The organism is Streptomyces sp. NPDC111656, from assembly GCF_055656965.1.
Genome location: NZ_JBVKCA010000003.1, coordinates 652,276 through 672,327, shown reverse-complemented (window position 1 = coordinate 672,327; position 20,052 = coordinate 652,276). Strand labels below are relative to the sequence as shown.

The window sequence follows — 20,052 nt, the reverse complement described above, 5'->3', positions numbered from 1 at the left end:
CTGCTCCAGTCGGTCCGGCTAGGTGAATAGCTAGCCGCCTATTGGGCTATTGGAATAGTCGGCAGAAGGGGCGGCCGCACCCCGACATGGGGGCGGCCGCCTCGTGCACCGTGTTCGGGTTCAAAACCCGCGAGTAGTGAGCCACTCGTCCAGCGCGACGGAAACGATGTCGCCAAGGGGCAGGTGATCGAGTTCGTTGTCCAGCGCGAAGCGTTTGATCCGCTTCTTCAGCTTCAGCGCAGTGGGGACCGACGAGTCGAGGCTCTCGCGCGTGATGATGCGTTGGTTGAGGATGACGGCGGCCTCGGGGATGTCCTTGGGACGGCCGGGACCGTGAGCGTACGGTGCTCCCTCGCTGGGCGCTTCCTGCGGTCGCGCGTCCTGTGCCTGGTAGGGCCCGGGACCAGCGGCCCTGACCGGGAACGCTGTACCGGCTGCCGCCGGAGGGACCGCCGGGCGGATGGCCACCTCGGCGGTCGGCGCCGTGCCCGAAACTGCGGACGCGGCATGGAACGGGCTGTGCAGCCCATCGAGTTCGGCTGACTGATCGGGCTGGCTCCCAAGCGCTCCGGACTGGGGAGCCGAGGCCGCCGGCGGTGGCTGCCGCTCGGCCAGGCCGTCGGCGGATTCCGTCCCCGCCTCGGCAGTATCGACGGTCTGCGCCAGATCCTGAGCCTGTGTCTCGAAGGCCGCCGCAGGAAGAGCGTGCTGAACCCGCGGTGCGCCAGCAGCAATCACTTCGCCCTGTGTGGTGGCCTGTTCGGCGGCGTACTGCTCGGGTGTGAGTTCGGCGGCCGGGGGAGGGGGTGGCGGGGTCGTCTTCTTGGCCCCGCCCAGGGCACGCCCGCCGGTGCGGCGGGCCGGGGGCTTCGGCCGCTCGTTCTTCTCGCTCATGCGGTGAGCTCCTTCATCAGGTTGGCGTACTCGCTCAGTTCGGTCGGGATCTCGCCGAAGGCCTCCATGTAGTGCACCCAGGAGTGGATGGCGGTCTCGGCGAGCGGGAACGGCTCGTCGCGGTCCGGGCCGATGCCCTCACCCTGCGCGGGGTCGAGGAGCTGCTCCTTCGCGCGGCTGGGCAGGCTGGTGCGGTCGTCGGCCTTGACCATGACGACGTGGGCGGTGACGCCGTGCTCGTTGCGGGCGGCTGCGCGCTCGGCTTCGTCGAAGGTGGCGACGAGCTTGCGGCGCTCGATCTTGGTGGGGGCGACCGGTACCAGCAGCAGGTTCGCCTCGGTGACGGCCTCGTGGAAGATGCGGGCGCTGCCGCCGCCGGCGTCGACTACGATCGCGCCGAACTCGGCGCGCTGGGTGCGGATGTACTCGGCGATGTCGTCGAACGGGTAGCGCTCGACGACCAGGTTGGCGGGGATGTCGTAGCCGGCTGCCTGGGCGACCTTGAACCAGTCGTAGGCGGACTGGCTGGTGGCGTCGGCGTCCAGCAGCAGAGTCGGGAGGCCGAGGACGACGGCGTAGTAGAGGGCGATGAACCAGGCGGAGGTGGTCTTGCCGGTGCCGCCCTTGAGCATGCCGACGACGATGACGAAGGCGTCCCAGGCGCCGGCCGTGGCCGCGGCCAGGGTCTTGGTACGAGTGTTCTCACTCACGTGTGCTTGATCTCCTGAATCTGGAAAGGTTCGTTGACTTGCGTGCGCCGGCGTGATGGCCGACGTTCGGTGGGGGGTGTCGGCCGACGGCGGAGGGGCCCGTGCTGCCGTGCCGTGTCCGGGATGGCGCACCGTTGATCCCTTGTTCTGCGGGGCCCCGCCGTGAACACCTGCGGGCGCGCTCATGACCGCTTCCTCGGGCTGCGGGCCGGGCCGTGGTTGTGCTTGGGCCGCATGCGGGTGCCCGCCTGCTGCAGGAGCCGGTAGACCGTGGCGAGGGAGTAGTTGCACTCCTTGGCGAGGTCCGGCACCGTGGCGCCGGCCTCGTACCGTGCCCGCAGGGATAGCGCGAGCTTTTGCCGCTCAGCAGCCCGCGCTGCAGCGCGAATCCGCAGCGTCTGCTGCGTGGTGCGGACGCTGCCGCCGGCCTCGATCAGCAGACGCCGGGCACCACGCCTTGTCTCGCCCGCTGTTGCGGCGAGTTCGGCCAGGGTGGCCCCGTGCTGCTCGTACAGGGTGCGAAGACGAGCCGCGAGGCGCTGGCGGGCTTGCGGGTTCTGGCGCATCCTGCGGGTCTGCCAGGAGGTGCGCATGACGGTTCCGGCCTCATGCAGCCGGTTGAGGACCGTGCCGTAGGACAGGCCACTGGCGGTGACGAGTTCTTCGACCGTGGCGCCGGACTCGTACTGCTTGCGCAGGGCTTGGGGCGTCACGGCCTCGCTTGCGGTGGAGGTGACCGGGGGCTTTGGGTTCATGCGACTGACTCCCATTCGCTGAGGGCTTCGGCATGGGCGGCGGCCAGCTCGTTGTAACTGCGCTGGTCGGCTGGGGTTATGAGGATCAGGCGGCCGTCCGTGGCGACCCGCCAGTCAGCGGCCGGACGGCCTGTGACCGGGTCGAGGACACGCCCGTCCGGGGTGTGCCACGCAGCCGGGATTTCGTCGGGGCGCGGCACGGGCACCAGGACCGGACGGCCGTCGCGGACGATCACGACAGCCCTGCTGCGGTGTTCCGCGAGCCGGCCCAGTTCCGTCTGGTAGGCCTCACGCTCCGCCGTGTGCAGGGCCTTGCGCCGGGCTGCGACGCCCCAGGTGCCGTGTTGCTCGGCGATGTTGGTCCAGCCCTGCGCGGGCGTGTGGCCTTTGTCGGCGTCCGGGAGGCGGATACCGAAGCCCTCCAGCGCACGTGGTGCGAGGGTCCAGATCTCCCCGGTGTGCTGGACGAGGCCGTGGTCGGCGAGGCGTTTCAGGGTCCGGTAGGTGGTGGCGCGGGAGACCGAGGAGGTGCCGACGAGCTCAGCAACCGTCTGGTCGGGGTGCTGGTGCAGGGCGCTGATGAGCATGAGGGCGGCGTTGCCGAGGGCGTGGTGGGCGAAGGCGTCGTGGCCCATCAGACGGCCGAGTACCGTGGAGTCAATGTCGGCCGTGGCGGTCTCAGGGGTAGGCCACTCCTCAAGTGCCAGGTCGGGGGGGAACTGAGTGGTCCGGCCACGAGACAACGAAGCAGAGACACCGTGTCCGTCGGCGCTGCCGTGGTCCAGGTACCAGGTGGAGCCCTCGCGGCCGTGGCCGACCCGCAGCCTGCGCAGCCAGCCGCCTGGTTTGAGGACCGTGTCGTAGACGGCCCGCAAGGTGGTGCGGGAGATGCCCGCTTCCTCCGCGGTCTGCCGCTCGCTGGCGTGGTGCAGAGGGCCGCCCGCGATCTCGGCGAAGGTCAGATGGGCCCGCAGCACCCGCAGCGCGGTCCGTCCTCGCTCCCCGCGCCAGGGCGTGGTTTCGATGCGGTCGCGCAGGGCGGCGAGGGCCTCGTAGACGTCGTGACGGGAGCCCAGCGCCGTGGTGGTGCTGACCGTTTTTGTAGCGCTGGCCCACACCCGGCGGATGTAGTCCAGGGCCCTGGCCTGCCCAGAGCGCAGCGCGATGTTCCGGGCGTGCCGTCCGCCCTCGTGGTCGGGGTGCAGCAGAAGTCGGGTGAGCTGGTCGACCGGGCCGCCGGCGCGGGCCACGTGGCAGGCGATGGCCGCGGTGATCCGGTGTCCGTGCTCGGCCGAGCCCTGGCGGTCGTCTCGCAGCGCCACGGTTCGGCCGTCAGTGTTGAGCCTGCTGTAACTGCCGGTGGCGTAGCGGCCGGTGAGGTCGCCGAGCAGAATGAGATCGGTCGCAGCCGACGGCAGTTGGGCGTGTTCCCTAATGCCGTGGAATTGGGTCGAGTGACGTCGAGAGAGGGCGTTATGGGTGCTGTCTGGCACGGTGAGGTCGTCTCGCAAAGACGTGGACGCCACCCAGGCCCGCTAAAAACCACGGGCGGCATCCGGAACCGACCTCCGTCGACCCCGGCAAGGTCCCCAGGATGGCCGTCCTGGAGGCTTTTGTAAGCCCGGCTCCGAGCGGAGGCAGGCGTCCCCATCACAGCTCGACCGAGGTCGAAACAGAGCACCGCCAGAATGGTCCACTCTGATCCACACCGGCCAACTCAGGTCCCTCAGAGCCCAGTTGCAGAGGTCGCTGCCTCTGACTGCCTCTGAGCGGACCGGGTCGAACCGGGGTCGAATCAGAGCGATTTCCTCTGACTGCCTCCGCTCGCCTCTGCAACCCGTCCTAGCAGGTCACAGCCTCATCGCCCCCCACACAAGCGCAGGTCAGAAAGATGCGCTAGCTGTACCACTGGTTCCTGGCGAAGGCGGTCATGTGAGGCATGGCGTTCGGCTCCCGTCTTTGGGTCGTGGCGACATCGTCGGGACCGGTCGCACGGGGGCGCAATACGGCTTCCGTGTCACGGAAGAGTGCTTGGAGAGTCCCTGGTGAGCCGCGCTCGGCAACGAGAAGTACCTCGGACTCCTTCGGGCGGCCCCCGGGCCTTCGCCGAGAAGCGCACCCCGGTCTGGCAGGCGCGCTGACCCCGTCAGCGGCAGGCCACGCTCGCGGCCATCGGTCTGGGCTCCACGGTGGCATCGCCGCCCGGTGGCATCGTCGAGACGGACGACGGCGGGCCGAGCGGCATCGTCCGGGAAGCCGCGGTCGCCGTGTTCAACGAGGCGATCCCCGCCCCCACCGAAGACGAACTCCGCGCCACCATCGAGGCCGCGGTTTCCGAGTGCAACCGGCGCGGCATCACCAGCTTCACCGACCCCGGGCTGACGGTTCCCGAAGTCCGCGCCTACGAGAAGCTGGCCGCTGAGAGCAGACTTTCGGCCCGTGTCGCAGGGCTCCTGCTGCCGCAATGGCCGGTCGACACCGCCGCCGATTTCAGGAACGCCCTGGACGGGTGGCCCAGCGAAGGCGTCGCGGACCGCTCTCGTTTCCACATCGCCGGGGTGAAGATCTTCGCGGACGGCATCCCGCCGAACCGCACATCGTGGATGAGCGAGCCGTACGAGGACGGCGGACACGGGGGCCTCACGACGCACGGACCGACCGACGACGTACGCGTCGCCGAGCTTCACGAGATGATCGCGCACGCACATCGGTCCGGCTATCAGGTCGGCGTCCATGTCACCGGTGACCGCGCGATCGACGCGGTCGTCGCGGGGTTCCTGAAGGCCCAGCGCGACGCCCCGAACGCGGATCCTCGGCACTACGTCATTCACGCCGACTTCCTGAGCGCGACCAGCATGGATCGGTGTATCTCGTCGAGAAGCACCGGGACCTACTGGACGGAGTCACCGAGGCGATCGGTGAGGTCGGCGGCTTCTCTCACAGCCTGGACAACGGGGCCCGGGCGTATCTCATCATGACCGCCGAGAAAAGCAAGCGCTCGTTGAAAATCCGCACCCGCGGAGTGGCCGGTCACGCTCCATGCTGGCCGAGGACAACCCGATCGGCCGGCTCGGCGAAGCGCTCGCCACACTGACCGAACACCGGTTCCCCCTCACCCTTACCCCGACGGTGCGCCAGTTCCTGGAAGGGATCAGCAAGGCCGGTGGATGGGATTTCACCGAGGACAGGCAGGCCGAGGACATCGTGGCTCGCCTCGGTGGAATCGGGCGGATCATCGGGGCGACGATCCGCGACACAGCCAACGTCACGGTCGTGAACGCCGGCTACAAGTCGAACGTGGTCCCGGCGATCGCGGAGGCCGAGGTCGACTGCCGCGTACTACCCGGCCGCCGGGAGGCATTCGACGCCGAACTGGCCCAGCTTCTCGGCCCCGGCATCGAGCTGGAATGGCACGAACAGGAGAGCCTCGCCACGACGTTCGACGGCGACATCGTCGACACCATGGTCGGCGCACTGCTCCATCACGACCCGAACGCGGTCGTGCTGCCGTACATGATGTCGGGCGGGACCGACGCGAAACGCTTCGCACGACTCGGTATCCGGAACTTCGGGTTCTCCCCCCTTCTGCTGCCTCCCGACCTGGACTTCGCGGGACTCTTCCACGGCGTCGACGAGCGTGTGCCCGTGGATTCCATCCGCTTCGGGGTCCGGGTCCTGGACGAGTTCCTTCGCCGCCTGACAGCAGGGTGGCCTTTGCCTGTGGCCCCGGCCGGGGCCACAGGCACACCAGCACGCCTGCCTCGTCCGGTGGACCAGAACGCACCGACATGCCCGAGGCGCCGCGTCTGCCCGCCCCGTGCTGCCAGGGCGTTCACGTTCCTGCTGCGGCCGCTGCTACCGGCGACATCGAGTGGCAGAAGGCGCGTCAGAAACACCGTCATCGAGTCCTTGACTTCGTGACACTGCATGATCAACCACTTCTGTCAGGACCTCTTATGCTGCGGTTGGTGGCATCCGACCGCAGCCTGTACCGGCCACCCGCCCCTCAGACTGAGGGCTGGACAGGCTGGGCTCCTTACATGGTGAGTACTGGTGACGGTGAGAAAACGACCTGACGGTCCGCGCGAGATCGCGGACGTCGGCTTTGCTCCGCCGGTCGGCGTTCCGACCGGCGTCGAGGTCATGTCTCTGGCGCAGTTGCGGGAGCGGGCCGCCGTCCGCATGGGCGGGGCGGGGCTGCAGGCACCTCAGCGGCCGACGTTCCACCACCTGATCACTCTCTCCAGTGGCTCCTTGTGGCACACGGTGGATTTCACCGGCTACGCCCTCAAGCCGGGCTCGTGGCTGTGGGTCCGGCCCGGCCAGGTGCAGCAGTGGGGTGATCTGCACGACGCCGAGGGCACCCTGGTTCTCTTCGAGCGCGATTTCGTCGATCCGGGCACCGTGGCAGCAGCGCGCGTGGATGATCCGCACGCACCCGTGCTCCAGATTCCCGACCCCGAGGACGGCCACGCGTTGGAGATGGCCGTGAATCATCTGGCACTCGAGTTCCAGGCGCTGCGTGGCATTCCGCTGGAAGCTCATGTGGCGGTGCTGCGCCATCTGCTGGCGGTTGTGGTGCTGCGCCTTTCGCAGCGCACCGCGCCGGTCGGCAGCCCGGCCCCGGAGCCGGGGGAGAGCTTCGTGCACTTCCGTGACGCGGTCGAACGCGGCTTCACCCGGACGCGCCGCCTGGATGACTACGCCCGGGCTCTGGGCTACTCGCCCCGCACGCTGTCCCGGGCCACGCTGGCCGGCGCGGGGGTGGGAGCGAAGGAGTTCATCGACCGGCGCGTGATCCTGGAGGCCAGACGCCTCCTGGCGCACGGCGACCAGTCGGCCTCCCGGATCGCGGCGCAGCTCGGTTTCACCAGCGCCACCAATTTCAGCAAGTTCTTCCATCAGCGCACCGGTCAGTCTCCGATCGCTTTCCGTGCGACCATGCGGGGCCGCTCCTCGGAGAGTGGCGGGGGCGATGTGCCCAGTATCGGGTGACCAGGGCGGTGAGGGCCGCCCCGGCGAGGGGTGCCACCAGATAGACCCACAGGTGTGACCAGTAGACGGGCTGGTGGGCCCAGAGGGCGGGGCCGAACTGGCGGGCGGGGTTGGCGGATCCGCCGGTGAGGGCGCCGAGGGTGACGATGACGACGGCGGTGGCGGCGGGCAGGGCGAGCGGGATCCAGCGCGCCGACGCGGGGCGGGACATCAGCAGCAGGGCGACGCTGAGGATCGCTGCGGTGGCCGCGGCTTCGGCGGGGAACACGGCGGCGGTCGGCCAGGTGGGGGTGGGCTGGACCGCGGCGTAGTCCATACGGGCGCCGACGACCGGGCCCCACACGAGGCGGGCCAGGCCGGTGCCGGCCAGGGAACCTGTGAGCTGGGCGGTGACGTAGGGCAGGACACGGCAGCCGGGGAAGGCGCCGGTCAGCCACAGGGCGAGGGTGACGGCCGGGTTGAGGTGGCCCCCGGAGTAACGGCCCCACGGGGAGGACAGCGCCCACGCGAGCGCCGTCCCGACGATCACGGCCACGGCCGTGAGCTGGAGGTGTGGTTCCGGCAGGGCCCGGCTGAGCGGGGAGGCCATCACCCATCGGACGGCGGTGACCAGGACGAACAGCACGCCGCCGGTGAGCGCGAACTCCACGGCGGCCGCGGCCCGGGCGGTCGCGCCGACCAGGGCCGCGGGCCTCCCGGCGGCGCCGGCTGTGCCGGTGCCGCCGGACGTCGTCCCGGTGGCCCGCCGCGCGGACACACGGGCAGAGGTGAGCATCGTCAGCCCCAGGTCATCTCGCCGGTGGCGACCTTGGTGCCCAGGTCCAGGGCCACCAGCAGGCCCAGGTCCGGGTAACGCTCGAGGAGCGCGGCCTTCAGCGCCTCGGAGTTATTGCCGCTCGCGGCCAGTTCCTTCTCGAACTCGGCGAGGTAGGTGCGGGTGTAGGCGATCACGGAGGCGTCGGTGGGAGAGTCGGCGGAGCGGTGGCCGGCCACCACGAAGCGCGGGGCGAGCCGCTCCATCTCCTCGAGCGTCTCGGCCCAGGCGGCCCGCTCACGCGGCGTGGAGGTGTCGGCGGTCCACACGTGCAGACCGGCGAAGAGCAGCACCCCGCCCACGACCGCGCGGTCCTCCGGCTGCCACAGGTACTCGGTGCGCCACACCAGGTCCGGGTGGCCTCCGCGGAGCTCGAAGTCGTGGCCCTCAAGGCTGACGCGGTCCCCGTCCAGCACCTCGGGGATGATCACCTCGGCGGGCAGGTTCCTGCCCAGATGCGCCCAGGTCTTGAGCTTCTTTTCCCAGCTGGCCTTGATCCGCTCCACCGTGGTTGCGGTGGCGACGATCCGGACATCCGGGAACGCCTTGCGGATCACTTCCAGGCCGAAGTAGTAGTCGGGGTCCGAGGTGGTGACCACAACGGTGGTCAGCTCCTTGCCGCTGTCGATGATGTCCGCCAGGACCCGGTGCTGCTCGGCCAGCGTGAACTGGCCGTCGACCAGGAGCGCCTCGCGCTCGCCGGTGATCAGGACGGACGACTTGTGCAGGCCGGTGTCACCGGCGGTGTGGACGGAGTACGTCAGGGTGGTCGACATGGTGGTATCGCCTTTCAGGGTGTTGCAAAGAGTGGAGTGGGGGTTCAGGCGCCTGTGACGGCCGCCAGGTGCTGGTCCAGAGCGCGGGTGAGCGCGTCCGCCGAGGAGACCGGCCCGCCCAGACGGTCGGTGCCGTGTGGGGTGTGCAGCAGCAGCGTCGGGTAGCCGTCGACGCCCAGACGCCGCACCTTGAGGAAGTCGGCCGCCGCCTCGGCACGGGTGGCGGGCGAGGCATATGCGGCCGCCACCGCGTCGGCGTCCAGGCCCAGCTCGGCGGCTATGTCCCGGTAGACCTCGGCGTCGGAGAGGCTACGGCCGTCGACGTACCAGGCCCGCTGCATCGCGGCGGCGGCATCCAGGGCGTTCGCGCCCGGCCGGCTGCGCAGCGCGACCAGGCCCGTGGCAGCATCGGCCGAATCCATGACCGCGGTGCCGTCCGCCAGCGCGGCACGGTAGCCGTCGCCGAACGTGACACCGGTCAGCTGGGCGATGCGCTCGTTGGCCCCCGGGATGTGCGCGTAGGCCGACACCGGCAGGGCGCGCGAGCCGGTGAACAGGCCGCCGGACAGCACCCGCAGCTCGATCCGGTCCTCGTTGGCGGCGGCGAACTCGTGCAGGGCCGGGCCGAAGCCGTAGCACCAGCCGCAGTAGGCATCGAAGGCGTAGGTCAGTGGAATGCGCTCCACGGAGTCCATCGCGTGTCGTCCTTTCCGGATTCCGTCACCCGGCTCCCTGTCTCGGCCGGGCTGACACGCTCAAAGCTATGGTCAGAACGTGGGCCTGCTCGGATACGAGGACGACATGCCATGGTGAAAAACTGACAGCTTCGTGAGCTCCCTTCTCCGTGCCTCCCGCCCGGCAGCCGCCCTCTGCCCCGGTTTTCGTGGCGCGGATGCGTAATCCGCGGTGGTACCGCCAGGGGGCTCTGACGCCCCAGGCTCACCCCACGGGCTGCCCCAAAGAAAGCCAAGGCTCTGGCGCAGACGAGGTCATACGTATAACCTCCGTCCAGATGCAATCTTGAGGAGTGCGTAATGCAGCCATCGCTGAACACGCTGACCGATCTGGACCGAACCCACCTGCTCTCAGCCATCGAGCTTGCGGCCCAGGCGCGCAAGAACGGCAACCATCCGTTCGGCGCGCTGCTGGCCGACTCCACTGGAAGCGTCCTGCTCACGGCCGAGAACACGGTGCTGACCGAGCGCGACCTCACTGGTCATGCGGAGACCAATCTGGTGCGGCTGGCTTCGCGCACGCTGGAACCGAGTCAGCTCGTCGAGGCCACCATGTACACCAGCACCGAACCGTGTGCGATGTGCTCCGGCGCCGTCTACTGGAGCGGTGTCGGCCGAGTTGTGTACGCGCTGGCGGCCACAGAGCTGAATGTCCTCGCGGGAGCGGATCCCAGCGAACCGCTGCTCGACTTGCCGTGCCGCCGGGTCTTCGAGGCAGGTGGGAGCACGGTGGAGGTGTCCGGGCCGTACCTGTACGAGGAAGCGGCGGCCGTGCACGTCGGATACTGGGGACAGGGGCTCGGTTCACCCGGCACGACTTGAGATCCGGGTTCGCCGACGGCGCGCCCGACCACCTGACGGGCCCCCTCGGTCACCAGGAGGCCGGGGAGTTCCTGAAGTCACGTGTGACCATGGCTGAGCCCGAAGGCTGCTGGGCCCGCAGCGAATTGGCCGGTCAGATCCCGCCCGCTTCGCCGGCTCGCGCTTCGATCAGGGATGGCCCCCTTGGTTACCTCTTCAAATCGAGGCCCGCTTGGCCGGACGCTGCGCGATGGTCCGGCGTTTCGCAGCCGGCTGTGTGCAGCCGGAGATGGCCACAGGTAGGAGCTTGCCCATGCCGGTCGCGTCGGCCGCTGCCCATCCCCGGTTGCAATATCACGTCAGTCTTCGGTGAGCTGGTACTCGGTGAGTCGCGCCGTGACTGCGAAACCCGTGCGCGGATAGATCGTCAAGGGGTCGGTGGGGTTCTTGGGGTCCACCTCGAGCCCGACCGCCGTCAGGCCGTCTGCGGCACAGGCGTGCAGAGCGCGAACCAAGAGCGTTGTCGCGAGCTCACATCCCTCGGTGTGCGCGACGGGTGCCCAGGCGTGCGATCCACCCGACGAGTTCATCAGCGTCCCCAACATCGCCACCCACGCGGTCCTGCGCTCCTTCGGCTCCTTGGCTGCGATGTCCTGCTCCGCGGTCAGGCCCACCGCCTGACCGATCGCGACAGGGACCGTGTGCGCTGTGTCCCGGAGTTCGATGCCGGCCTCGGTGAGGCGGACAGCCACAGAAACGTTCGTCCTTGGGGCGTCGCTCGTGTCGCAGCAGGCCCCCGCTTCGAAGCGCTTCAGGAGCGGCGACAGCGCGCTGGACTCCAAGTGCAGAGCTGCCCCCAAATCGCTCACCGAGATCGAGTCCTGCTTCTAGAGGACGAGCATCGCCAGGTACTGCGGGGGGCAGACCGAATCCGTCCAGCAGGCGGCCGGTAGCGGGTGGTGACCGCCCAGGAAGCGGCGTACAGGGTGAAGCAGAACTGGTCGGCCAGGAGCAGTGACCCCTCGGTCGGCTCTGCGGCGTTCCCTGTCAAGTTCGGCGTGTTGAAGCGGGCGAGCCTTGACGTAGGCATTCAGCGTGACTTGAGGGCTTGGCAGACCGTCCAACGAATACGGCGGCTTGCCAAGCCCTGCCTGACGAACTCGGCCGAAGCCGATAGTGGTTACGGTCAGAGGCCGATGTCGGTCAGCCACCGTCCGGTGGTGCGGGGGGTGATGCCGAGCAGCGTCTGGGCGGAGTTCTCGGGTGTGATCGAGCGGTCCGGAAGCGTGCTCATGGCCGCGTAGAATCCGGCGACGTCGGCGGCGGGGCCTTCGCCGATCAAAGGTGCGACAGAGCCGCGGAACTGCTCGGGGGTGATCTGCTCAAAGACCACGTCCTTGCCGAAGTGGGCGCCGAACGCCTCGGCCAGGTCCGGTCCGGTGATCGCCGGGTACTGGCCGACGGAGACCACGCCGGTGATGTCCGGGCGGTCGAACAGCGAGGCGACGGCATCGGCGATGTCCAGGTGCGACGCCCAGGAAGCCGGGAAGTCGGCACGGATCGGGTAGGGCAGCACGCCTCGCTCGCGGACCGTGTCGAGGAAGTAGGGCATGAGCAGGTTCTCCAGGTAGAGCGTGGGCGTGATCACCGCATGGGACACCCCGGTGTCCGCCAGGCCGCTGGCCAGTGTTGCGGCCGCGCCGCCGGTTTCGGGGTCGACGGGGGCACCACTGGTGGAGAACACCACTCGGGCCGGGCGGGCCGCGCGGACAGCGGAGACGATGTTGCGCGCGTAGGCCTGGCGGTCCTCTTCGGAGACCACCGGCAAGTGGACGAACACTCCGTCAGCGCCGCGGTAGGCCTCGGTCAGTTCGGCGGTGGAGCCGTAGTCGGCGGCTACGACGCGCTGGGCGCCGTCCACGACGACGTCGGGCTTTCGGGTCAGAGCGGTCGCGGACTTGCCCGCGGCGGCGAGGGTGGCGACGACGGGGGCACCCTGGGCACCAGTCGCGCCATGAATCACGTAGGTCATGGCGCCATTAGTGCATGAGGTGCACCAGTTGCATCAACTGCACTAATGGGGTACGGTCAAAACTGTGACTGATCCCTGCCTCCCTGAGTGCGGTGTCGCCCGGTTCCTCGTCCTCCTCAACGGGCCGTGGGCGACCCTGATCGTGCGCGAGCTGCTGCACGGACCCCACCGCTTCACCCAGCTGCGCGAGGCCCTGCCCGGCATCAGCCCGCACACCCTGACCAGCCGACTGCGCCAGTTCGAGCGGCACGGCATCGTCACCCGCACGACCTACGCGGAGATCCCGCCGCGCGTCGAGTACGCCCTGACCCCTCTCGGCGAGGGGCTGCGCGATGTTCTGGAAGCCATGGGCACCTGGGCCACGGCGGTGCCGGATCCCGAGGCCGACGTCACGGCCTGACATGGCTCCCCGCCTGGCGGTGCAAACGCAGCCACGCCGAGGACATGAGCCTCTGCCGCAGGGAGTCGTTGTCGTCGTGGTGAACGACCTCCTCGAAGCGCAGCAGCAGACCGTGTTCGCCCAGCAGCTCCGCCACGATCGCGTCGAGCCGTTCACGATGCTCCTCCCTCCGCGCCACCCCTCAGCCAGGCGGACCCTCGAGGAGAACGGGAACTCTGCGAAGGCCGTGTTGCGCGACTCCGGCCGACCCCTCCCGCTGGAAGGGACGCCGCGCGCGTCATGTCCCCGAAGGCCCACATCCACCCACAGGCGAAACGCCCGGGGCGTCAGCCGGTGCACATCGCCGAGACGCCATGCGGTGGTCCTGGGACCAGCACACGTCCGACGAGAAGCAGCGCGACGAGATCACCGCGAGCCCTCTCCGCGCCTCGGTCGAGCAGCTGCGCGATCTGCCCTCGGCCCTCGTCATCACCGCCGAGGCCGACGTCCTGCGTGACGAGGGCGAGGCCTACGCCAACAAGCTCCGCCAGGCGGGCGTGCCCGTCACCGCGGTCCGCTACCAGGGATCATCCACGACTGCGTGATGCTCAACGCCCTACGCGAAACCCATGCGGCCGAGGCCGCGATCAATCAGGCCGTCGTCACTCTGCGCACGGCCCTGCACTCTGACTGCCCCCTCCTGCCTCAGGCTCCGGTCCAGGCATGAACTGACGGCACTACCGGCATACGGAGGGGAATCCCGCGGCGCGGTGCCATGGAAGCCGTCTGGAACTACCGTGGGTGACCTGAGGCTCGCGGCCGTGGGCACACGCGACATGGGTGCGCCACCGCCCCGCGGGCAGGCTGGGAGCAGGAGGCGACCATGTCGGCTCAATCCGCGGAGCGTGCGGCCCTTGCCGGGGCACGGGAGTCGGCCCGGCTTGCGCTGCTGGCCTCGGCGGACGAGGGACTGTCTGGCACCCAGGCTCTGCTGCTGGCTCTGCAACAGGCGACCGCAGATCTCAGGGGGCTCGGCGGTGCGGCCCACCGACGGGACGCCGCCGGGGCCCTGCAGCTCATGGCGGTGAGCGGGCTTGCCCCGGCTGCAGCCGAGGCCTGGGCCGTGCTCCCAGAAGATGGCGACAGCGCTCCCGCCCGTGCCGTCCGAGGGGGCGCCGGTGTCTGGCTGCCCGGGGACCGCACGGGGATCCGGGCATCGGGCACGGCGTCCGTACCGTTGCCTGGCCCCAGCGGTCCGGCAGGCGCGCTTTCGGTGTTCACCCTGGAGCCGACGGAGCCTGATCCCGCCCAGTGGTCCCTGCTCCGGTCGATGGCCGTATGGGCCGCCGAACGTCTCGCCGGACCGGCCCGCCCGGCGTCCGAGGGCACGCACGCCGTGGGGGACCCAGTTCTTCGTACGCTGCGGGGTCTACGGGACGGTTTCCTGACAGTCGACGAAAACTGGCGGATCACCTTCGCCAACGAGGAGGCCGAGCGCCTGCTCGATACGGATCGGGTACGGCTCGGCACCGTACTGTGGGACCTCTCCGCCACCTATGCGCACGGCCTGGAGGCCCAGTGCCGACGTGCGGCCGCGGAGGGCAGCCCGGTCGGGTTCGACGTGCGCTGGCCGACTGACCAGCGGCTCTACCACGTCCGGCTCACCCCCGTGCCGGGCAGCGGGCACGGGGTCCTGTTCGTCGATGTCAACGACCGCCGTCTGGGGCTGACCGGCCCCCCGGCGACGGAGCGGGTGCTGACCGAGCGCACCGCCCGGATGAGCGAGCTGACCATGGCCCTCGCCGAGGCCGTGACGTCCAGGGACGTGGTCCGGGCGGTCGCTGAGCACGTGCTGCCGCCCCTCGGCGCCGACGGACTTGTGGTGGAGGCACTGGAGGCCGGACGGGTGCGCGTCGTCGACTCCGTCGGCTACTCACAGGACTTCCTCAGCAAGGTCGACGGCATTCCCCTAGCCGCCAACACCGCGGTCACCGGGGTGCTGCGTACACGAACTCCCGCATTCGTACAGTCCCCGGCGGACTTCATCGAGTTCTATCCGAATCTGGAGAACCTGACCGCGACGTCGCTCATGCAGGCATGGGCGTTCCTGCCGCTCATCGCCTCGGGGCACGCCATTGGCTGCTGCGTGATCTCCTTCGCCCGGCCGCGCCTCTTCAGCGAGGAGGAACGGACCCTGCTGACAGCCTTGAGCGGCCTGGTCGCCCAGGCCCTGGAACGAGCCCGGCTCTACGACGTCGAGCACACCCGTGCTCAGGGACTCCAACGAGACCTGCTGCCCAGAACACTTCCCTCCCTGCCCGCGGTCACCGCCGCGGCCCGCTACCTCCCCGCAGGGCACGGCGGGGAGGAAGTGGGCGGCGACTGGTACGACGTGATCCCGCTGTCCGCCGACCGCGTGGCCATGGTGATCGGTGACGTCATGGGGCACGGCATCACCGAAGCAGTGACCATGGGCCGGCTGCGTACGGCGGTCCGTACTCTCGCCGACCTGGACAAGGAGCCGGAGGAACTGCTCGGCCACCTCAACGAACTCGTCGGCGACCTCGGCCACGACCACTACGCCACTTTCGCCTACGCCGTGTACGACCCGGTCACCCGTACCTGTGCGTTCTCACTGGCCGGCCATCCGCCGCCGCTCATGGTGCACCCGGACGGCACCGTGCGAAGACTTGCGCTGACCGTCAACCCACCGCTCGGGGCCGCCGAACCGCCCTTCGACGTCCACGAGGTGGATCTGCCCGACGGGTGCCTCCTGGTGTTCTGCACGGACGGCCTTGTCGAGTCCGCCACCAGGGACATCGACGAAGGCCTGGACCGGCTGAGAGGGATCCTGGCCGACCAAGTACTCCCTATCCCGTATTCCGCGGAAGAGCAGGGCGCCGACAGCGGCGGCCTTGACGAGCTGTGCGACCGCATCGTCGCGGACCTGGTGCCCGACCAGGAGCAGACCACCGACGATGCCGCATTGCTCATCATCCGCCCCCGTGGAACGGCCGCGGGCGACGTCGTCACGTACGACCTGCCCGACGACCCCAAGGCAGCCGGACAGGCCCGCGCCGAAGTCCGTCACCAGCTCGCGGACTGGGGCCTGGACGAACTGACCATGACCACCGAGCTGTTGGTGAGCGAGCTGGTCGGCAACGTGATCCGGCACGCCCAGGGACCCGCCCGCCTCCGTCTCCTGCGCAGCCGGTCACTGATCTGCGAGGTCTACGACCACAGCCTCACCACCCCGCGTATCCGGCGCGCCGGGTACACGGACGAGGGCGGTCGGGGTCTGCACCTGGTCGCCGCGCTCTCACAGCGCTGGGGCACCCGCTTCCTCGGCGACGGCAAGTGCATCTGGACCGAGCAGGAACTACCGCCGGGATCCTGATCAGCCTCGTGGCGTCCTTTTGAAAGGCGTCGCTCGCGTTGAAAGGCGTCGCTCGCGGCAAGCCGACGCTTGCGCCGACCGGCCCCCGGGTGGGGTGGTTCCCGGCGGAACCGGTTCGCCCAGCGGACGAGTTCGGCCGGCTTGGGGGCTTTGCCGAGCAGCCAGTGTCCGTTCTTCACCATCAGGAGTCGTCTGTGGATCAAGAGAGCAGCACGTCGGCTTCGTACGCTGATCAGACCTCGGGGTCGGTCCGCGAAACAGCGACGGAAAGGTCAAGGCCATTTGTTCGCCGGCCCCGACGTCCGTGCCGAGCATCCGCCATCTCTCGCACCACCGGAGGTTCGTTCCATGACCGCCATAGTTCTCGTTCACGGCCTGTGGGCCGACGGCTCCTGCTGGAGCGAGACGATCACCGAGTTGCAGGCACTCGGCCACAAGCCCGTTGCCGCTCAACTCCCGCTGGAATCAATGGTGGATGACATCGCTGCCGTACGTGCGACGCTGTCCACCGTGGACGGGCCGGTACTGCTGGTGGGTTGGTCGTACGGCGGAGCCGTGATCACCAACGCCGTCAGCGACCAGAACCGCGTCCAGGCACTCGCATACATCGCCGCCTTCATGCCCGACGAGGGTGAGTCGGTCAGCGACCTGGCCCATCGCCATCCCGGCAGCCTGCTATCTGACAACCTGAAGGTCACCGAGGACGGCCGCTCCTACATCGACCACGCCGCCTACGGCGAGATCATGGCCGCCGACGCCCCCGAGGAGCGCACCGCACTCGCGGGCGCCGTGCAGAAGTACCCTCGCCTAGGCATCGATCAGGCCCCGTCCGGGGCCCCCGCCTGGCGCGACCGACCGAGCCACTACCTCGTCGCCGCCGACGACCGCGCACTGCCCGCAGCCACCCAGCGTGAACTCGCCGCCGCGCCGGCGCGACGACCACGGAGTGGGCGACCGGGCACGGGCCCATGTACGCCCGGGCGAAGGAACTCGCCGCCTACCTGGACACCATCGCGAGCAGGTTGTGACCCGCCGGCATCACCCATGGCGGTTTCCATGGTGCGGTCGGTGGCACCGGCCGCAGCCTGTTCAGCGCGACGGGCGGCCCGTACCCCGTCCTGCTGACGCGTCTGCCCTTAGAACTCCTAACAAAGTGCGAGGTTCTTGAGTCGTCGCCAGCAGATGATGCTGCAGGCGAGGCTGAGGAAGGCTTCGTGGATGTCGTCGCGGATCTCCCAGCGGATGCGTAACCGGCGGAACCAGTGCAGCAGCGCGAAGCTCTGCTCGACCACCCAGCGGTGGACGCCCAGTCCTGATCCGTGTTCGGTGCCGCGCCGCGCGATGACCGGGGTGATCCCGACCGCGCGGACCTGCTTGCGGTACTTGTCGTGGTCGTAGCCGCGGTCGGCGTAGATGGTGTCCGGCCGTCGGCGGGGCCGTCCGCGCCGGCCCCGCACGGGCGGGACGGCCTCGATCAGCGGCATGAGCTGGGTGACGTCGTTGCGGTTGCCGCCGGTCAGTGACACTGCCAGCGGAATGCCGTGCGCTTCGGTGATCAGATGGTGCTTCGAGCCTGCTCGGGCACGGTCGACCGGGCTCGGTCCGGTTTTGGGCCGCCCTTCATGGCCCGCACGTGAGAGCCGTCGATCACCGCCCGCGACCAGTCCAGAGCGCCTGCGGCGTGCAACTCGGCCAGCAGCGACTCGTGAAGACGCTGCCAGATATCTGCCTCGTTCCAGTCACGCAGACGCCGCCAGCAGGTCATCCCCGAGCCGAAGCCCAGCGCCTGGGGCAGGAACTCCCACGGAATGCCGGTATAGAGCACGAACAGGATCCCGGACAGCACCTTCCGGTCATCCAGACGCTTGCGGCCCGGATGATCCGCGCGGCGCGGTACCACCGGAAGCAACGGCTCGATCCGTGCCCACAGCTCGTCGGACACGATCCACGGCAGCTGCTCACCTCTTCTCGCATGAAGGCTAACGCTCCATCAGGAGCCGCTATTCCAAGGCGAGAAACGCCTTTCTGTTAGGAATTCTAAGGCAAGAGCGTCATGGCCGGGTTTCTCGACCCGCTCGGTCTGGCCCGCTCGGGCTTTATCGTCGTGCTCCAGGACACCCGGGGCCGGTTCGCCTCGGCCGGCGAGTGGGAGCCGTGGACGTACGAGGAGGACGACGGCTACGACACGGTCCGCTGGGCCGCCGCGCTCCCCGTGAACTCGACGCGGTGGACGGCGTGTCACCACCGTCATTTCCCGGGCTTTTCCGCGGTCAGGCGGTCACACGCTGGAACTGCTGGTTGGTGCCGGTCCCGCAAGGCCACTGGATGAGCCGGGCGCCGTCGGCGGTGGACACGTTCGCCACGTCCAGGCACTTGCCGCTGTGCCGGGCCATCAGCTGGTAGTAGCCATTGCCCTGGTCCTGGAACATCCACTGCTGGTTGGTGCCGGTGCCGCAGTGGTACTGGTTCACATAGGCGCCGTCTGCCGTGGAGGCGCCCGCGACGTCCAGGCACTTGCCGCTGTGCTGGGCGAGGACGCGCACGTAACCGTCTCCCGCGTCCTGCAGCCGCCACTGCTGGTTGAGGCCGCCGGTGCAGGTGTACTGGATGGCGACCGCGCTGTCGGCGGCCGAGTTGTCGGACACGTCGAGGCACCTGCCGCTGTGCCGGGCGATCAGCTTGTAGTAGGGACCGCCGCCCACCCCGTTGATCGTGCCGGCGTCGGTGTCGATGGCGACCTGCGGGTACCACGGCAGGTCCATGGTGGTCTTGGTGGGGAAGGCCAGGGGGAGCCAGACGTACTGCGAGTCGTTGACCGTACCGCCCATGGAGTTGCCCCAGCGGTCGCCCATGTACAAGTACGAGGTGCCCTGAGTGCCCTGGACGGGCAGCACGAACGTGGTCTGGGAGCCGTAGGCGGTGTCGTCACCGACGTCGGTCATGGCAGTCCAGGGACCCGCGATGCTCGTGGCCGTCGCATACCTCTGCTGGTTGGGCTTCCAGCCGCTGTTGGCGGAGGTGAGCATGAAGTAGACGCCGTTCCGCTTGAACAGCCCGGGAGCCTCGCGGAACGTGCCCGGCCAGGGGTTGGCGGCCAGGCTGTCGTAGGAGGTGTAGTCGGCGCTCAGCTTGAAGATCTGCAGGTCGGCGTTGTTGTTGGCGGAGGTGATCTGGTAGGCGGCGCCGTCGTCGTCCTTGAACAGCGTCATGTCGCGGGACGTGGTGCCGGTGGGCGGCCGGAAGCTGCCCTTGTAGGTGTAGTCGCCGTCGACGGTGTCGGACACGGCGACGGCGGCGCGGGCCTGGGTGTAGTCGCTGCCGTTCTCCTTGTGCATCCACATCACGTACTTGCCGGTCGTGCTGTTGTAGATGACTTTGGGGCGTTCGATGTTGGCGACCGCCAGCTCGGGATCACTGCTCTGCGTCAGGACGTTGTGGCGGAACTCCCAGTTCCTGAGGTCGGTCGAGCGGTAGACCGAGACGGCTTTGAAGGTGTTGTCGGGGTTGCGGTTCTCGCCGAACCAGTAGTAATAGGAGCCGACCTTGATCACTCCACCGCCGTGGGCCTGCACTACGGCGCCGGCGGTGTCGGTGAACTGGGTGGCGTTGGCCACGGTGACCGGGGCGGCCTGAGCGGGCGATCCGGTGACCAGCAGGGCGAACACGCTCATCGTGGCGGCCAGTATGAGCGTGAGGGTGCGTCGGAGCATCGGGTTCCTCAACGACGGTACTGAGTTGTCTGTTTGGTTGTGTGCGGTCCCGTTG

At 69.1% G+C, this 20,052-nt stretch carries 20 protein-coding genes and 1 pseudogene; 9 read left to right on the top strand and 12 right to left on the bottom strand.

What is annotated here, in order from left to right:
• Positions 1-120 precede the first annotated feature (120 nt).
• The 4 genes from ACZ7M3_RS13285 to ACZ7M3_RS13270 form a co-directional block, all read right to left on the bottom strand.
• Positions 121-894, bottom strand: a complete 774-nt coding sequence (locus tag ACZ7M3_RS13285) for a hypothetical protein (RefSeq protein ID WP_472063051.1) — start codon at positions 892-894, stop codon at positions 121-123.
• Positions 891-1,604, bottom strand: a complete 714-nt coding sequence (locus ACZ7M3_RS13280) for a ParA family protein (protein ID WP_472063049.1) — start codon at positions 1,602-1,604, stop codon at positions 891-893. Before ACZ7M3_RS13280 ends, ACZ7M3_RS13285 begins: the two co-directional genes overlap by 4 nt.
• Before the next feature lie 182 nt (positions 1,605-1,786).
• On the bottom strand, positions 1,787-2,359 hold the full coding sequence (locus ACZ7M3_RS13275; protein WP_472063047.1) for a helix-turn-helix domain-containing protein: 573 nt from the start codon (positions 2,357-2,359) through the stop codon (positions 1,787-1,789).
• On the bottom strand, positions 2,356-3,852 hold the full coding sequence (locus ACZ7M3_RS13270; protein WP_472063045.1) for a MarR family transcriptional regulator: 1,497 nt from the start codon (positions 3,850-3,852) through the stop codon (positions 2,356-2,358). Before ACZ7M3_RS13270 ends, ACZ7M3_RS13275 begins: the two co-directional genes overlap by 4 nt.
• A 696-nt stretch (positions 3,853-4,548) precedes the next feature.
• On the opposite strand from ACZ7M3_RS13270, the gene ACZ7M3_RS13265 reads away from it, so the two are divergent.
• From ACZ7M3_RS13265 to ACZ7M3_RS13255, 3 genes are all read left to right on the top strand, one after another.
• Complete coding sequence (locus tag ACZ7M3_RS13265) at positions 4,549-5,337, top strand: amidohydrolase family protein (protein ID WP_472063043.1); 789 nt, start codon at positions 4,549-4,551, stop codon at positions 5,335-5,337.
• A 61-nt stretch (positions 5,338-5,398) separates the two neighbouring features.
• A complete protein-coding gene (locus ACZ7M3_RS13260; RefSeq protein WP_472063041.1) occupies positions 5,399-6,280 on the top strand; it encodes a M20/M25/M40 family metallo-hydrolase in 882 nt (293 codons plus the stop codon).
• A gap of 132 nt (positions 6,281-6,412) precedes the next feature.
• Positions 6,413-7,354: a helix-turn-helix domain-containing protein gene (locus ACZ7M3_RS13255; RefSeq protein ID WP_472063039.1), complete on the top strand. Its 942-nt coding sequence runs from the start codon at positions 6,413-6,415 to the stop codon at positions 7,352-7,354.
• On the opposite strand, the gene ACZ7M3_RS13250 is transcribed toward ACZ7M3_RS13255, so the two are convergent.
• From ACZ7M3_RS13250 to ACZ7M3_RS13240, 3 genes are read right to left on the bottom strand one after another with little or no spacing between them, the layout of a single operon-like run.
• Entirely contained in the window at positions 7,245-8,129 is an 885-nt protein-coding gene (locus ACZ7M3_RS13250) for an MIP/aquaporin family protein (RefSeq protein ID WP_472063037.1), read from the bottom strand. The genes ACZ7M3_RS13255 and ACZ7M3_RS13250 overlap by 110 nt on opposite strands.
• Positions 8,130-8,131: 2 nt before the next feature.
• Entirely contained in the window at positions 8,132-8,944 is an 813-nt protein-coding gene (locus tag ACZ7M3_RS13245; protein ID WP_472063035.1) for an MBL fold metallo-hydrolase, read from the bottom strand.
• A gap of 44 nt (positions 8,945-8,988) precedes the next feature.
• The gene (locus ACZ7M3_RS13240; protein ID WP_472063033.1) at positions 8,989-9,639 is read right to left on the bottom strand and encodes a DsbA family protein; all 651 of its coding nucleotides are present in this window, start codon (positions 9,637-9,639) and stop codon (positions 8,989-8,991) included.
• Between the two features lie 339 nt (positions 9,640-9,978).
• Here ACZ7M3_RS13240 and ACZ7M3_RS13235 point away from each other — a divergent pair, with 339 nt between their 5' ends.
• Complete coding sequence (locus ACZ7M3_RS13235; protein ID WP_472063031.1) at positions 9,979-10,500, top strand: nucleoside deaminase; 522 nt, start codon at positions 9,979-9,981, stop codon at positions 10,498-10,500.
• A gap of 338 nt (positions 10,501-10,838) precedes the next feature.
• Here ACZ7M3_RS13235 and ACZ7M3_RS13230 read toward each other — a convergent pair whose 3' ends face one another.
• Both ACZ7M3_RS13230 and ACZ7M3_RS13225 read right to left on the bottom strand, forming a co-directional pair.
• Complete coding sequence (locus ACZ7M3_RS13230; protein ID WP_472063029.1) at positions 10,839-11,231, bottom strand: hypothetical protein; 393 nt, start codon at positions 11,229-11,231, stop codon at positions 10,839-10,841.
• A gap of 434 nt (positions 11,232-11,665) precedes the next feature.
• Positions 11,666-12,511, bottom strand: a complete 846-nt coding sequence (locus ACZ7M3_RS13225; RefSeq protein ID WP_472063027.1) for an SDR family oxidoreductase — start codon at positions 12,509-12,511, stop codon at positions 11,666-11,668.
• Positions 12,512-12,575: 64 nt separating this feature from the next.
• Between ACZ7M3_RS13225 and ACZ7M3_RS13220 the strand changes: the two genes are divergently transcribed.
• Positions 12,576-12,911 (top strand): winged helix-turn-helix transcriptional regulator, encoded by a 336-nt coding sequence (locus tag ACZ7M3_RS13220; protein ID WP_472063025.1) that lies wholly within the window; start codon positions 12,576-12,578, stop codon positions 12,909-12,911.
• On the opposite strand, the gene ACZ7M3_RS13215 is transcribed toward ACZ7M3_RS13220, so the two are convergent.
• Positions 12,901-13,089 (bottom strand): hypothetical protein, encoded by a 189-nt coding sequence (locus ACZ7M3_RS13215; RefSeq protein ID WP_472063023.1) that lies wholly within the window; start codon positions 13,087-13,089, stop codon positions 12,901-12,903. The two genes, ACZ7M3_RS13220 and ACZ7M3_RS13215, sit on opposite strands and share 11 nt — an antisense overlap.
• A gap of 163 nt (positions 13,090-13,252) precedes the next feature.
• Here ACZ7M3_RS13215 and ACZ7M3_RS13210 point away from each other — a divergent pair.
• The 3 genes and pseudogenes from ACZ7M3_RS13210 to ACZ7M3_RS13200 all read left to right on the top strand — a co-directional run.
• Positions 13,253-13,617, top strand: a pseudogene (locus ACZ7M3_RS13210) (alpha/beta hydrolase fold domain-containing protein); the annotation flags it as partial.
• Positions 13,618-13,773: 156 nt separating this feature from the next.
• The gene (locus tag ACZ7M3_RS13205) at positions 13,774-16,287 is read left to right on the top strand and encodes an ATP-binding SpoIIE family protein phosphatase (protein ID WP_472063021.1); all 2,514 of its coding nucleotides are present in this window, start codon (positions 13,774-13,776) and stop codon (positions 16,285-16,287) included.
• 348 nt (positions 16,288-16,635) lie between these two features.
• Entirely contained in the window at positions 16,636-17,412 is a 777-nt protein-coding gene (locus ACZ7M3_RS13200; protein WP_472063019.1) for an alpha/beta fold hydrolase, read from the top strand.
• 20 nt (positions 17,413-17,432) lie between these two features.
• Here the strand turns inward: ACZ7M3_RS13200 and ACZ7M3_RS13195 are convergent.
• Positions 17,433-18,241, bottom strand: a protein-coding gene (locus ACZ7M3_RS13195; protein WP_472063130.1) for an IS5 family transposase whose coding sequence is annotated in 2 segments (ribosomal slippage) — positions 17,433-17,924 and positions 17,927-18,241 — 807 coding nt in all. Because the reading frame shifts where the segments join, the coding sequence is not laid out codon by codon here.
• Positions 18,242-18,340: 99 nt separating this feature from the next.
• On the opposite strand from ACZ7M3_RS13195, the gene ACZ7M3_RS13190 reads away from it, so the two are divergent.
• The gene (locus ACZ7M3_RS13190; RefSeq protein ID WP_472063017.1) at positions 18,341-18,616 is read left to right on the top strand and encodes a CocE/NonD family hydrolase; all 276 of its coding nucleotides are present in this window, start codon (positions 18,341-18,343) and stop codon (positions 18,614-18,616) included.
• On the opposite strand, the gene ACZ7M3_RS13185 is transcribed toward ACZ7M3_RS13190, so the two are convergent.
• Positions 18,558-19,997, bottom strand: coding sequence for an RICIN domain-containing protein (locus ACZ7M3_RS13185; protein WP_472063015.1), 1,440 nt, complete (start codon positions 19,995-19,997; stop codon positions 18,558-18,560). The genes ACZ7M3_RS13190 and ACZ7M3_RS13185 overlap by 59 nt on opposite strands.
• Positions 19,998-20,052: the final 55 nt, after the last annotated feature.